Source organism: Streptomyces sp. NPDC058157, from assembly GCF_042884105.1.
Taxonomy (GTDB): Bacteria; Actinomycetota; Actinomycetes; order Streptomycetales; family Streptomycetaceae; genus Streptomyces.
This window is the reverse complement of sequence record NZ_JBHVUQ010000006.1, coordinates 1-14,107: the sequence shown is the minus strand read 5'-3', so window position 1 is coordinate 14,107 and position 14,107 is coordinate 1. Positions and strand designations below refer to the sequence as shown.

General features: G+C 75.3%; 6 protein-coding genes. 1 reads left to right on the top strand and 5 read right to left on the bottom strand.

Annotated elements, in window-relative coordinates:
• Positions 1-239: 239 nt before the first annotated feature.
• Complete coding sequence (locus ACFVXK_RS02810) at positions 240-4,121, top strand: multifunctional oxoglutarate decarboxylase/oxoglutarate dehydrogenase thiamine pyrophosphate-binding subunit/dihydrolipoyllysine-residue succinyltransferase subunit (RefSeq protein WP_389609741.1); 3,882 nt, start codon at positions 240-242, stop codon at positions 4,119-4,121.
• A 132-nt stretch (positions 4,122-4,253) separates the two neighbouring features.
• Here ACFVXK_RS02810 and fxsT read toward each other — a convergent pair whose 3' ends face one another.
• The 5 genes from fxsT to ACFVXK_RS02785 all read right to left on the bottom strand — a co-directional run.
• Positions 4,254-7,256 (bottom strand): FxSxx-COOH system tetratricopeptide repeat protein, encoded by a 3,003-nt coding sequence (gene fxsT, locus ACFVXK_RS02805; protein ID WP_389609739.1) that lies wholly within the window; start codon positions 7,254-7,256, stop codon positions 4,254-4,256.
• A gap of 117 nt (positions 7,257-7,373) precedes the next feature.
• Positions 7,374-8,723 (bottom strand): aKG-HExxH-type peptide beta-hydroxylase, encoded by a 1,350-nt coding sequence (locus tag ACFVXK_RS02800; protein WP_389609737.1) that lies wholly within the window; start codon positions 8,721-8,723, stop codon positions 7,374-7,376.
• Positions 8,720-10,006: an FxsB family cyclophane-forming radical SAM/SPASM peptide maturase gene (locus tag ACFVXK_RS02795; RefSeq protein WP_389609736.1), complete on the bottom strand. Its 1,287-nt coding sequence runs from the start codon at positions 10,004-10,006 to the stop codon at positions 8,720-8,722. The genes ACFVXK_RS02800 and ACFVXK_RS02795 overlap by 4 nt, the downstream gene beginning before the upstream one ends.
• Before the next feature lie 162 nt (positions 10,007-10,168).
• On the bottom strand, positions 10,169-10,369 hold the full coding sequence (gene fxsA / locus ACFVXK_RS02790) for an FxSxx-COOH cyclophane-containing RiPP peptide (protein ID WP_358892429.1): 201 nt from the start codon (positions 10,367-10,369) through the stop codon (positions 10,169-10,171).
• A gap of 95 nt (positions 10,370-10,464) precedes the next feature.
• On the bottom strand, positions 10,465-14,107 hold a 3,643-nt coding region (locus ACFVXK_RS02785; RefSeq protein ID WP_389609733.1), incomplete at its 5' end, for an SAV_2336 N-terminal domain-related protein.

The window sequence follows — 14,107 nt, the reverse complement described above, 5'->3', positions numbered from 1 at the left end:
GGACATGATCTCGGCCACACGTGCCCGGGGTCGGCAAGGGTGCGAGGCCACGGGGGTCGCAACCTGGCTGTCCCCTACCCGAACCACGCTTGTTTCCCGCCATTCCACGTGGCGAAACCCGCCGTTCGGTGTGACCTGCGCGACGGAAGTCCCGCCCGGCCTGCATTGCACCGCCCGGGAGGCGTAGCCTTTATTCCCGCTGTCCATACCTTGTGAAGCGGAAGAGGGCGGTTGCCGCCGTGTCGCCACAGTCCCCCAGTAACCCGAGCACCACGACCGACGCAGCAGAGGGCGGGAAGAACCCCGCCTCAGGCTTCGGCGCGAATGAGTGGCTCGTCGACGAGATCTATCAGCAGTACCTCCAGGACCCGAACTCGGTCGACCGGGCCTGGTGGGACTTCTTCGCCGACTACAAGCCGGGGGGCGCTGCCGCTCCGGTGAAGTCGGACGGTCCCGGTCCCGAGAAGTCCGCGACGACGGATGGCGCCTCCGCACAGGCCGCCACCGCCCCCGTCGTGATCCCGCAGGCCGCCGACGCCGCCACGGGGGCGGCGCCCGCCGCGCCTGCCCCCGCCGCGACCACACCCGTGTCAGCTCCTTCCCCTGCTCCTGCCACCCCCTCTGGTGCCCCTGCTGTGACTGTCACCTCCCAGGCCCCGGCCGCCGCACCGGCCGCGCCCGCCCCTCAGGCTGCGGCTCCGGCCGCCACCACCCCGGCTCAGAAGGCCGCGCCCGCCACCGAGGCCCCCCAGGGCCCCGAGCTGGTGACGCTCCGCGGCCCCGCGGCCGCCGTGGCCAAGAACATGAACGCCTCCCTCGACGTCCCGACGGCCACGTCCGTCCGCGCCGTCCCGGTGAAGCTGCTGTTCGACAACCGCATCGTCATCAACAACCACCTCAAGCGCGCCCGCGGTGGGAAGATCTCCTTCACCCACCTGATCGGCTACGCGATGGTGCAGGCCATCAAGGCCATGCCGTCGATGAACTACTCCTTCCAGGAGAAGGACGGCAAGCCGACCCTGGTCAAGCCGGAGCACGTGAACTTCGGCCTCGCGATCGACCTGGTCAAGCCGAACGGCGACCGCCAGCTCGTCGTCGCCGGCATCAAGAAGGCCGAGACCCTGAACTTCTTCGAGTTCTGGCAGGCCTACGAGGACATCGTCCGCCGCGCCCGCGTCGGCAAGCTGACGATGGACGACTTCACCGGCGTCACCGTCTCGCTGACCAACCCCGGCGGCCTGGGCACCGTCCACTCCGTGCCCCGCCTGATGCCCGGACAGTCGGTCATCATGGGCGTCGGCTCCATGGACTACCCCGCCGAGTTCCAGGGCACCTCGCAGGACACCCTGAACAAGCTGGGCATCTCCAAGGTCATGACCCTGACCTCGACCTACGACCACCGGGTCATCCAGGGCGCGGCCTCCGGCGAGTTCCTGCGCATCGTCGCGAACTTCCTCCTCGGCGAGGGCGAGTTCTACGACCAGGTCTTCGAGTCGCTGCGGATCCCGTACGAGCCGGTCCGCTGGATGCGCGACATCGACGCCTCGCACGACGACGACGTCACGAAGGCCGCCCGCGTCTTCGAGCTGATCCACTCCTACCGGGTCCGCGGCCACGTCATGGCCGACACCGACCCGCTGGAGTACAAGCAGCGCAAGCACCCCGACCTCGACATCACCGAGCACGGCCTCACCCTGTGGGACCTGGAGCGCGAGTTCGCGGTCGGCGGGTTCGCCGGCAAGTCGATGATGAAGCTGCGCGACATCCTCGGCGTGCTGCGCGACTCGTACTGCCGCACCACCGGCGTCGAGTTCATGCACATCCAGGACCCGAAGCAGCGCCGCTGGATCCAGGACCGCATCGAGCGCGCGCACTCCAAGCCGGAGCGCGAGGAGCAGCTGCGCATCCTGCGCCGGCTGAACGCGGCGGAGGCCTTCGAGACCTTCCTGCAGACGAAGTACGTCGGCCAGAAGCGCTTCTCGCTGGAGGGCGGCGAGTCCGTCATCCCGCTGCTCGACGCCGTGATCGACTCGGCCGCCGAGGCCCGCCTCGACGAGGTCGTCATCGGCATGGCCCACCGCGGCCGCCTGAACGTCCTGGCGAACATCGTCGGCAAGTCGTACGCGCAGATCTTCCGTGAGTTCGAGGGCAACCTCGACCCGAAGTCCATGCACGGCTCCGGCGACGTCAAGTACCACCTGGGCGCCGAGGGCACCTTCACGGGCCTGGACGGGGAGCAGATCAAGGTCTCGCTCGTCGCCAACCCCTCGCACCTGGAGGCCGTGGACCCGGTCCTGGAGGGTGTCGCCCGCGCCAAGCAGGACGTCATCGGCAAGGCCGGCACGGACTTCACCGTCCTGCCCGTCGCCCTGCACGGCGACGCCGCGTTCGCCGGCCAGGGCGTGGTCGCCGAGACGCTGAACATGTCGCAGCTGCGCGGCTACCGCACCGGCGGCACCGTCCACGTCGTGATCAACAACCAGGTCGGCTTCACCGCCGCCCCGGAGTCCTCGCGTTCCTCGATGTACGCGACCGACGTGGCCCGCATGATCGAGGCGCCGATCTTCCACGTGAACGGCGACGACCCGGAGGCCGTGGTCCGCGTCGCGCGGCTCGCCTTCGAGTTCCGTCAGGCGTTCAACAAGGACGTCGTGATCGACCTCATCTGCTACCGCCGCCGCGGTCACAACGAGTCGGACAACCCGGCGTTCACGCAGCCGCTGATGTACGACCTGATCGACAAGAAGCGCTCGGTGCGCAAGCTGTACACCGAGTCCCTCATCGGTCGCGGCGACATCACGCTGGAAGAGGCCGAGCAGGCGCTGCAGGACTTCCAGGGCCAGCTGGAGAAGGTCTTCGCGGAGGTCCGCGAGGCCGCCACGCAGCCCGCCGTCCCCGCCGCGCCGGCGCAGACCGCGCAGGAGTTCCCGGTCGCGGTGAACACCGCGATCTCGCAGGACGTCGTCAAGCGGATCGCCGAGTCCCAGGTCAACATCCCCGAGGGCCACACGGTCCACCCGCGTCTGCTGCCGCAGCTGCAGCGCCGCGCGGCGATGATCGACGACGGCACCATCGATTGGGGCATGGGCGAGACCCTGGCCTTCGGTTCGCTGCTGATGGAGGGCACCCCGGTCCGCCTGTCCGGCCAGGACTCGCGCCGCGGCACCTTCGGCCAGCGCCACGCGGTCCTCATCGACCGGGAGACCGGCAAGGACTACACGCCGCTGCAGTACCTCTCGGACGACCAGGCCCGCTACAACGTCTACGACTCGCTGCTCTCCGAGTACGCGGCCATGGGCTTCGAGTACGGCTACTCGCTGGCCCGCCCGGACGCGCTGGTGCTGTGGGAGGCCCAGTTCGGCGACTTCGTCAACGGCGCGCAGACCGTCGTCGACGAGTTCATCTCCTCGGCCGAGCAGAAGTGGGGCCAGACGAGCGGTGTCACGCTGCTCCTCCCCCACGGCTACGAGGGCCAGGGCCCGGACCACTCGTCCGCCCGCCCGGAGCGCTTCCTGCAGATGTGCGCGCAGGACAACATGACGGTCGCCATGCCGACCCTGCCGTCGAACTACTTCCACCTGCTGCGCTGGCAGGTCCACAACCCGCACCACAAGCCGCTCATCGTCTTCACCCCGAAGTCGATGCTGCGCCTGAAGGCCGCGGCGTCGAAGGCGGAGGAGTTCACGAGCGGTACCTTCCGTCCGGTCATCGGGGACTCCACGGTCGACCCGAACGCCGTGCGCAAGGTCGTCTTCTGCGCGGGCAAGGTCTACTACGACCTGGAGGCCGAGCGGGAGAAGCGCGGCATCACCGACACCGCGATCATCCGCATCGAGCGGCTGTACCCGCTGGCGGGTGCCGAGATCCAGGCGGAGATCGCCAAGTTCCCGAACGCGGCGAAGTACATCTGGGCGCAGGAGGAGCCGGCGAACCAGGGTGCGTGGCCGTTCATCGCGCTGAACCTGATCGACCACCTCGACCTGGCGGTCGGCGCGGACGTCCCGGCGGGCGAGCGCCTGCGGCGCATCTCGCGCCCGCACGGTTCGTCCCCGGCGGTGGGCTCCGCGAAGCGCCACCAGGCGGAGCAGCAGCAGCTGCTGAACGAGGTCTTCGAGGCGTAGTCGCCGACGCGACCTGCACGGAGGAGGAAGGCCCGGCCCCGATCACCTGGGGGCCGGGCCTTCCGGCTTTCCCGCCGCTGCCGGGGCTCCGCCCCGGACCCCGCGCCTCAAACGCCGGCGAGGCTGGTTTCGCTACGGCTGCGGCTCGAAGTCCCAGTAGGGGCGGGTCTGCTGGCGGGCCGAGACCGTGTGGACGTGCTGGGGGCCGAGGGTGCGGGTGAGGGCCTTGAGGCCGGCGTCCTCGTGTTTGGCGGCCTCCGCGTCCTCCCGTACCGAGCGGAGGTCGGCGGCCAGGGCGATCTGGGCGCTGAGGGCCATCGGGTGGTCGGGGCCGAGGACCTGTTCGGTGGCGCGGAGGGTGTCGCGGCTCAGTTCCAGGGCGGAGTCCAGGCGGCCGGTGATGTTGCGGTGGCCGGTGGCGTTGAGGGCGCAGCCCAGGGTCCAGGGGTGGCGTTCGCCGAGGGCGCCGCGCATGCCGACGAGGGCCTGCTCGGCCAGGTTGAGGGCCTCGGTGCGTTCGCCCTGGGCGCGCAGGACCAGGCCGAGGTTGCCGACCGTGCCGATGCTGTACGGGTGGGCGAGGCCGAGCTGTGACTGGTAGCCGCGGACGACCTCCTCGGAGATCCGGCGGGCCTCCTCGATGTCCCCGTACTCGCGCAGGTAGGTGGCGTAGTCGGAGGCGACCATCAGGGTCCAGGGGAACTCGGCGCCGAAGACCCGGGTGGAGCGTTCCAGGACGCTGCGCAGGCGGGCGCCGGCGCCGGGGATGTCGCCGGTGCGGCGCAGGCACTGGCCGAGGTTGTGCTCGGCGCGCAGGGTCTGCGGGTGGTTGGAGCCGAGGACCTGGAGGTGGAGTTTGAGGCCCTGTTCCTGGCGGGCGAGGGCCTCGCGGTAGCGGCCCATCAGGCGCAGGCCCATGGCGCAGCCGATGCCCGAGGAGAGGGTGGCGATGTGCCGGACGCGCAGGACGCGTTCGCGGCGGCGCAGGGTGTCCAGGTCGGTGTCGTAGGCCTCCTGGTAGCGGCCGAGCAGGCGCAGGGCGACGGCGACGTTGTTCTGGGCGTTGAGGGTGGTGGTGTCGTCCTCGCCGAGGAGTTCGCGGTAGCTGGCGAAGGCGTGTTCGAGGAGTTCGCGGGCCTGGTCGAACTTGGCGGTGCTGAGGAGGACGCCGGCGTAGGTGCTGGTGGCGCGGAGGGTCTCCAGGTCGCGGTCGCCGCGTTCGGCGGTGAGCCGGTCGGCGACCTGGCGGGCGAGGGCCTCGGCCTGGCGGAAGTGGCCGAGCATGCGCAGGGCGCCGCCGTAGTGGTAGCTGAGTTCGCGGACCTGGTCGTGGTCGTCGCCGAGCATGGCCCGCCAGACGTGGTCGGTCTGTTCGGACAGGCGCAGGCAGGTGCGGTATTCGCCGGCGAGGATCAGGAAGCGCAGGCAGTGCAGGAGGAAGTTCTGGATGCGGGGGTTGCTGCTGGTCAGCACCCCGGCGGGTTCCAGGTGGGGGATGAGTTCGGCGTAGCGGGGCCAGAGCCGGGAGTCGGTGGGGCGGCCGGGGTCGGCCGCGGCGAGGACCTGGCGGACGGCGCGGGAGAGCTGGCCTGCCTCGTCCTCGGCGAGGTTCTCGCGGACGATGTTGTGGACCATGCGGTGGAGCTGGACGGTCTCCAGGCCGCCGCCCTCCTCGACGGACAGGTCGGAGTACTCCAGGCGGACGACGGAGAACTGGACGAGTTTGTTGAGGGCGGCGTTCCAGCGGATCTGGTCGTTGACGATGCCCGCGAGGTCCTCGGGGACGTCCTCGGCGGGGAACTCGCGCAGCAGCCGCAGCGGGACCCGGCCGGGGGCGAAGAAGACGAACAGCCGCAGCAGGGCGAGGGCGTCGGGGAAGTTCTCGCGGACGTTGTTGAGGAGTATCGCCAGGGCGGTCGGGAAGGGCAGCGGGTAGTCGTCGGAGAGGGTGACGGCCTCGTGGGAGTCGAGGCGGCGCTGGAGGAGGGCGAGGTACTCGCCGACGCCGAGGGGTGAGTCGGCGAGCCAGCCGGCGGTCTGGTCGAGGGCGAGGGGGTAGTCCTCCAGGGCCTCGGCGAGCTGGTCGGCCTCCTCGCCGGTGAGGCGGCGGGCCCGGCGGCGGATGAAGGTGACGGACTCGGGGCGGGCGTAGAGGGGGACCTCGACGAGGCTGGTGTGGCGGGCGGCCCACTCGCGGTTGCGGGAGGTGATGATGACGTCGCCGGCGCCGGAGGGCAGCAGGTCGGTGAGGTCGTCGGGGTTGTCGCAGCCGTCGAAGACCATCAGCCAGCGGTGGTAGGGGTTTCCGCGCCGCAGGGCCTCCAGTACGGCGCGGATCTGCTCGCCGTAGCTGCCGGCGCCGCGGGGCAGGCCGAGTTCGGGGGCGAGGTCGGCGAGGCGTTCGCGCAGGGTGGGGCGGTCCTCGGCGGGGACCCACCAGACGACGTCGTACTCGGAGGCGAACCGGTAGGCGTACTCGGTGGCGACCTGGGTCTTGCCGACACCGGACAGTCCGAGGAGGGTGACGGTGGAGGCGCCGGGCGGGGCTTCGGTGAGGGCGTCGCGGAGCCGGCCGATGACGTCGTTGCGGCCGGTGAAGCGGGGGTTGCGGCGCGGGACGCGGCCCCAGATCTCGGGCGGGTCGTTGGGGAAGCGGGGGCCGCGGCGGCCGCTCTCGGTGCCGATCCGGTCGGTGGGCAGGTCCAGGCGGCGCAGGACGCGGTACTCGGCCTCGTAGGCGTCCAGGCCCCACAGGTCGGTCTTCTCCAGGGTGGCGACGGCGCTGGGCAGCGGGGCGTCGGTGAGGCAGACGGCGGCGAACCGGTCGGGGTGGGCGGCGGTGACGGTGCGCAGGGCGGTGTTCCACTCCTCGTCCGTGTGGGTGCCGGCGGAGAAGTAGCGTTCGCTGAGGACGACGAGGACCTTGCCGCCCGCGCGGGCGAGGTCGTCGAGGGCCTCGGTGATGCCGGGGCCGGTCTGCGGGTCCCAGCGCTGGAGGGCGACGCGGTGGCCGTGCTCCTCCAGGCGGTGGGCGATCCACGCCGCCCAGGGGCGGTTGAAGCCGGCGAAGCTGATGACGAAGCGCTGGGGCTGGGCGGCTCCGTCGCGGTCGTGGCGCGTACCGGTACCGGTCATGCGGCCGTCTCCCTGGGGTGTCCGGGCGGTGGACGGGTGCGGGCGGTGCGGGGGCGCTGCCGCGGCCGGGGGGTGCCACGGCGGCGGGGCTTGAAAGGTACCGCAGCGGACGGCCCGTCAGGCCCCTGTGAACGCGGCGAGTTCGGGGTGCGCCGCGCACCAGGCGAGGCGTTCGCGTTCGAGGGCGCGGCGGGCGGTGGCGTACCGGTCGGCGGGCGGCGGGAGCTCGTCCATGGCCCGTTCGGCGCCGGCCATGGAGTCGACGAACTCCCGCCCTGCGAGGGTCAGTCGGGGGTGGTCGCGCAGGACGGGCAGGACGGCTTCCACCTGGGCGCGGATCCGGGCGTGCCGGGCCCAGGCGCCGCGGGCCCCGTAGAGGGCGGCGCGCTGCCAGTAGCCGGCCAGGGCCAGGTGGGCGTACGTGCCGTGCAGCAGCCCCTCCAGGGGGCGCGGGTCGGCGCGCCAGGGGGCCCAGTGGCAGGGGGTGCGGTCGGCGGTGTGGAGGGTGAGGACGTCGGTGAGGGCGGCGAGCTTGCCGTGCTGCACCTCGTGGACGAGGGTCGCGGCGAGGGCGGGCGGGGCCTGGCCGCGGGCGAGGACGGCGCCCGCGGCGGCGGGGAGGGTGGCGCCGCTGGAGCGGGAGCCGCCGCCGAGCGGGACGACGGAGCGCAGCAGGCGGGCCGTCTCGTCGGCGCGGGCGGAGTCGTAGCGCTCCAGGAGGGTGAGGGCGGCGGCCCACTGGGTGTCCCAGCGCTTGTGCCCCTTGGGGGTGAGCCGCCGGGCGGGGCGGACGGGGGCGGGGTGTCCGGTGGCGGGGGCCCGGTAGGGGTCGAGGTCGTCGAGGGAGGCGCGGCCGCCGGGCAGGGGGTGCAGGGGGAGCACCTCGGAGGTGTCCCAGGAGCGTTCGGTGAGGGCGAGGGGCCCGGGGCGTTCGGGGAGCAGCAGGCCGAGCGTGGGCAGGGCGAGGCGGCCGTGGGCGGGGCGCAGGGTGGTCTTGAAGCCGATCCCGGCGCGCAGAGCGGCGGCGACGGCGAGGGCCCCGAGGTGTCCGAGGTCGGGGGCGGGGCCCTGCGGGGCGTGCAGCCGGCGCAGCGTCTCCTCGGCCCAGACCCCGGTGGAGGGGTAGTGCAGGACGTCCCGCACGGCGCCGGGGTCCTGCCGCTCGGCCTCCTCCAGCAGCCCCCACCACTCCCCGGCCTCGGGCCCGGGGGCGGCGTCGAGCACGGCCCGCAGCAGGAGCAGCCGCTTGGACCGCCGGACGTCGGCGACGAGCCGCAGCCCTTCGGGGGCGGGCTCGGTGGTGGCGAGGGCGCGCAGGACGTGGGAGCTCACGCTGAACCGGGGGAGGCCGGCGGGGGCGGTGCTCCCGGCCTGCGGGGGCGGGCCGGTCCGCTGGGCGGCGACGGTCGGGCGGGCCTCGGGGGCGCTCCCGGGGTGTGCGGGGCCGCTGCGGCGGGGGTGGGTCATGAGGCGGCCCGCCGGGTCGTGGCGGCCGTGTGGACCGCGCGGGCGATGTGGCGGATCAGGGCCTGGAGGTCCGCGCAGTACACGGACGGCTGGCGGAAGCCCTCCCCTTCGCGGTAGCGGTGGGGGTAGTGGCCGCCGCCGCAGACCTCCACCAGCTCGCAGGACCGGCAGCCGCCGGCGAGGGCCTCGCGGCCCAGCTGGCGGGCGGCGAAGCCGGGGTGGTCGAGGAGGTCGTCGAAGCTGTGGGTGTCCAGGGTCATGCCGGTGGCCGCGGCCCCTTCGTAGGCGGACTTCAGGGAGTCGGCCTGCTCGATGCTGCCGTCGGTCTCCACCACGGCGGTGCCGGCGGGTGCCAGGCCGAGGCTCTCGGTGGCGGCGGGGAGGCCCAGCAGCAGCGCGATGACCTCCTCGAAGATTCGGATCCGGGTGCGCCTGGTCCCTTCGTGCCACCACCGTTCGAAGACGGCGGTCAGCCAGTCCGCGTACGGGGTGCCGGGGGTCCGTCCGGTGCGGCCGGGCGGCGGGGTGCTCCAGTTGGCCAGGGGCAGCAGCAGGCCGATGGCGGGCGGGGCGAAGGCGAGGAGGGACTCGTACGTCTCCACCGGGTCCTGCGCGAGGTCGACGACGCACAGCACCCCGGCGTAGCCGGCCGGGTGGCGGGCCAGCAGCCGCAGGCCGCGGGCGGCCGCGCCGAAGCCGGGCCGTCCGGCGTGGTCCACGCGGCGGGCGTTGTGGGCGGGGAGCCCGCCGTCGAGGCTGACGCCGACGCGGATGCCGGCGGCGCTCAGGGCGGCGATCCGGCCCCGGGTGAGCAGGGTCGCGTTGGTCTGGACGCTGGCGGTGACCCGGGTGCGGGGCGAGCTGCGGGCCAGGGCGGCGCGTACCGCCTCGACGGGGGCGGCCAGTTCGACGGGGGCCGCGAGGAGGGGTTCGCCGCCGTGCAGGACGAGGTCGACGCGGGGCAGTTCGTGGGCGGCGGCGTGTTCGGCGATGCGTTCGGCGGCGCGCAGGGCGGTGGCGGGGGCCATGGCGGCGGGGCGGGTGCGCCAGCTCTGGTCGGCCATCTCGTAGACGTAGCAGTAGGTGCAGGCGAGGTTGCAGCGGCTGTGGGTCTTGAGCACGAACTGCCGTACGGGGTGCGGGCGGTGGCCTGCGGCGCGCAGGGCAGGGACGTCGAGCCGGGCGTAGGGCCAGGGGGCGTGGAGGGCGTGGGCGCCGGCGGGGTCGCGGGGCGCGGGCGGCGGGTGCGGCGGCGGGGGGCCGTCCGTGCTCGCTCGGTTCATCGCCCGTGCCTCCTCCCCCGGCCACCGCTGGGGGATCCGGCCCCCGGGACGGTCCATCCCTGCCCTCCGCGGGGGGCCGGCTAACGGCGGAAAGTGGTCAACTCCGGGCGGTCCGGACCTGTACGGGACGGCCGGCGCGGGGACGGCCGGCGCGGGGACGGGTCAGGCGACGCCGGAGTCGAAGGCGTTGAGGATCTCGGCCGGGTGGGTCACCCGTTCCACGAGCCCCTCGACGACCTCGGCGAGCACCGGGTGGGCGATGCCGCGCAGGGCGGCGAGGTCGAGCCCGGAGAGGTCGGGGAGCTGCCCGGCGCAGGGGCGGGGGTCGGGGGGTGCGGCCACTTCCTGACGTCCGGTCACCATGGGCTTCCCGTCCCCCTGTCGCACCGTGGAATGTGGAATGTCGTGGAATGCCGTGGTCCACTGCCCTTTCCCCCGGTCCGGCGGGGGGAAACGGCTCATCCGCCGCTCTCCAGGGCGTGGATCCGCGTCCGGACGGCCACGGCGCGCTCGCCGTCCGGCAGTCCCTGGCGCTGCCACAGCTCCAGGGCGGCCCGGTAGGCGTCGAGGGCCGCGCGGGGGCGGGCCAGGCGCTCCAGGACCCCGCCGCGCAGTTCCTGGACGCGGGCGGCGAGGCGGAGGGCGGCGCCGGTGTCGTCGGGCTCCTCGCGGGCCGCCTCCAGGGCGGCGCGCCAGGCCCGGCGGTAGGAGTCGGCCGCCCGGTCGAGGCGGTCGGTGGTGCGGGTGTGGGCGTGGATCTCCTGCTGGACGTCGCCGTGGTCGCGCCAGGCGCGGGCCCGCTCCAGGGGGTGGTGGCCCTGCCGGACGGCCAGCTCCAGCAGGTACTCGGCCTCCCGGAGGTCGACGAGGTCCCCTTCGTAGCCGTGCCGCAGCCGCAGCCCGGTGGCGAGCCGCAGCAGCCGGTACGCGGCCCCGGGGTGGGACTGGGCCACCGCCGAACGACTCTCGCGCAGCACCCGTACGGCGGTGGAGGCGAAGCGGCGGCCGTCGGCGGCCCGGGCCCGCTCCAGGAGCACGTCGCCCCACTCGGGCAGCAGTCCGGCGTAGGCGTCGCCGTCACGGGGGATCAGCCGCCGGGCCCGCGCGTACGCCTCGGCCGCCTCCTCCAGGGCCGCGGGGTCCCCGTCACGGTCGTAACGCGCCCGGTGCACGCGGGCGAGGCACAGCAGCGCGGCCAGCCGCAGCTCGGGCTCCCCGACGCCCTCGTCGAGCGCCCGCAGCAGCTGGGCCCGCGCCTCTTCGAGCCGCCCCGGCAGGTACCGCAGCGCCCCGGCCAGCTCCACCCGCACCCGCGCGACCCGCCGCCGACCGGCCCCGCCGCTCCACCGGCCCGCGCCCGCCCCGGCCCGCGCGCCGTCCGCCGTCCCGGTACCGGCCGGGGTCCCGGTACCGGCCGCCGTCCCGGTACCGACCGGGGTCCCGTCCGTGACACGGGCGGGCGCCCCGGAAGGGGATCCGTCGCCCCTCGCGGCCCCGGTCACGGCGGCGCTCCCGTCAGGGGCGGCCGCCCCGGGCCCGCTTCCGTCGGACCGCCCGGCTCCGCCGGAGGTCCCGTCCGGGGCCCGGTCGGCCGCCGCGCCGCGTCCTTCGTCGGGCCGCCCGGCCCCCACCGGAGCGGAACCTCCACTGCCGTCACCGTTGCCGGTTCCGGCCGGTGCGGCGTCCCCGGCCGTCCGGGCGTCCTCGTCGGGGTGGGACCGCCCGTCCCGGGTCCCGCCCGCGCTGCCCGCCGACGGGCCGGACCCGGCGGGGTCCTGCGTCCCGCCGGACCGGCCGGGACCGGACGGGGCCCCGGAGCGGGGCGCGGCGGCGGGTTCCGGGGCCGGGGTCCGCGTCGCTCCGGGCCGGGTCGCCGCAGGGGGACGGTCCGACGGTCCGGGTCCGTCCGGCGTCGACGGGCGGGGCGGCCCCGCCGGCCACTCCCCCGGTTCGGCCTCCAGCAGGGCCAGGGCCCGCTCCAGGGCCGCCGCCGCCCGTTCCGCCAGGGCCGTGCGGTCGGACGGGGACGGGGTGCGGGTCAGGAGGGCCAGCAGGGTCGCGCCCAGGGCCAGCAGGACGTCCGGGTGCGTGGCGGCCGGCGGGTCGGGGGCCAGGGGTTCCAGGGCGGCGAGGGCCTCGTGCAGCGGGCCGGTGTCCGAGCGGACCTCGCCCAGCCGGATCAGGGTGCGGGCCCGGCGCACGGCGCACTCCGCCCGCAGCTCCGCGTCCTGCGCGGCCGCGGCCGCGGCCCCGGCGGCGGCGAACTCCCGCGCGGCGGCGGCCAGCAGCGCGTCCCCGTCGGGGCCCGCCACCAGGGCCCGCTCGTACAGCACCCGGCCCAGCGCCGCCCGGCCCGCGGCGGTCCGCAGCCCGGTGACGGCCCGTTCGGCCTCCTCCAGCAGCTCCGGGTCCCGCTGGGCCGCCCACAGCCGCAGCAGCACCCCGGCCAGCTCGGTCTCGGCCTCCTCCGGCGGGTCCCCGGGCCCGGCCGGGACCGCCGCGGCCCGCCGCAGCAGGGCGGCGGCGTCGTGGAGGTGGCGGGTGTCGCCGTCGGCCTCGGCGAGCCGGAGGCGTTGGCGGGCCGCCCGTACCGAGGGGGCCCGGCCGGGCGGTACGGGGGCGGGGACCGGCTCGGGGTCCTCCTCCGGGGGCCCGGGCAGGTAGCGGCGTACGACCCTCGCGGAGACCTGCGCGAAGGCCTGCGGCAGCGGCCCGGCCCCCTCGGCCCCCTCCGCGCCCTCCACGGCCGGCTCCCCCACTTCCCCCACCTCCCCCGCCTCCGCGGCCGGGACCCCGGTCAGCTGGGAGACGGCGAGCGCGGGGAAGTTGCGCACTCCCCGGCCGAAGTGCGCCAGGACGTACTCCGAGCAGTGCTTGAGGACCAGCGCGGCCTCGTCCCGCCCCAGCGGCCCCAGCAGCACGTCCCGCACCCCGGGCACGAACTCGTACCACGGCCCGGGCGATGCGCCGGAGCGCCGCAGGAGCCCGCTGAGCAGCACCTCCGCGAGGTCGGACGGCTCCGAGTCGGGCAGCATCGTCCGCTGCACCAGCCGCATCACGGGCAGGGTCAGCGGCGCCGCCGACAGGTACACGGCGAGCTGGACGGCGCCGGGCGCCGCGGAGGAGCGGAAGCGGCGCACCAGCTCGCCCGGCGGCCGTGCGGTGCGGGGCAGCGGTACGGGGGCGGCGGGGTGGCGGGCCAGGACCCGGCCCACCTCGGCCGGTACGGGCCCCGAGCCGAGACCCGCGACGAGCCGGGCCCAGGCGCCGAGCGCGGTCGCGTTCGGCGGGAGCACGGGCACGGTGATCCCGCCCGTGGGCCGCCCGGGCCGGGCCGGCCGGTCCGCGCGGAACCGCAGCCCGGACCCGCCGCCGGAGCCGCCCCCGGGCCCGCGCCCGGAGCCCGCGCCGCCCGGCCCGGCACCGCCGCCCGAGGCCCGTTCCAGCACCCCGCGCTCGGTCGGCAGCCAGCTGCGGTTCCACAGCCGCTGCGGCAGGGGCTGGACCACCGCGCAGGGGGCGCACTCGGCCCAGCGGTGCAGCAGCCGCTGCGCCTCGCCCTCCCGCCAGACCGGCCCGGCGCAGTCGGAGACCACCATGGTCAGCGCCCGACCGGTGGGGTCGCGCAGCTGGTCGCCGGAGCGCACCCCGGCGCCGGGCGCGGGGCCGCGTCCGACGGCGGCGGTGCCGTCGGGGAGCCGGTGCAGGTAGTGCACCTGGACGTCCCGGAAGGCGCCCAGCCGCTCGCACACCGCCCGCAGTTCGTCGAACATGTCCTGCCACACCGCCATGGACGGGGAGGCGTCCATCACCAGCCGTACGGTCGCCTCGCGCCGGCTCTCGGGCCGGAAGACGGGCAGGACCAGCCCGAGGGCGCGGGCGCTGGCCTCGGCGGTGGCCGTCTCGTCGAGGACGGTGCGGGTGGGCGGGCCGGGCGGCCGGTGGCGCTGGAGGGCGCGCAGGGCTCGCTGGATGTCGAGGATCCGGGGCAGGGCGGCCGCCCCGGGCACCCGTACGGGGACCCCGGCGGCGACGGGGACCTCGGCGGCGGGCGCGCTGTCGGAGGCGAGGGTTCCGGCGGGGTGGAGCGCAACGGGGTCC

Excerpts from the sequence above, each read along its gene's own strand:
- fxsT (WP_389609739.1), bottom strand. The coding sequence starts at position 7,256 with ATGACCGGTACCGGTACGCGCCACGACCGCGACGGAGCCGCCCAGCCC.
- ACFVXK_RS02795 (WP_389609736.1), bottom strand. The coding sequence starts at position 10,006 with ATGAACCGAGCGAGCACGGACGGCCCCCCGCCGCCGCACCCGCCGCCC.
- fxsA (WP_358892429.1), bottom strand. The coding sequence starts at position 10,369 with ATGGTGACCGGACGTCAGGAAGTGGCCGCACCCCCCGACCCCCGCCCC.
- ACFVXK_RS02800 (WP_389609737.1), bottom strand. The coding sequence starts at position 8,723 with ATGACCCACCCCCGCCGCAGCGGCCCCGCACACCCCGGGAGCGCCCCC.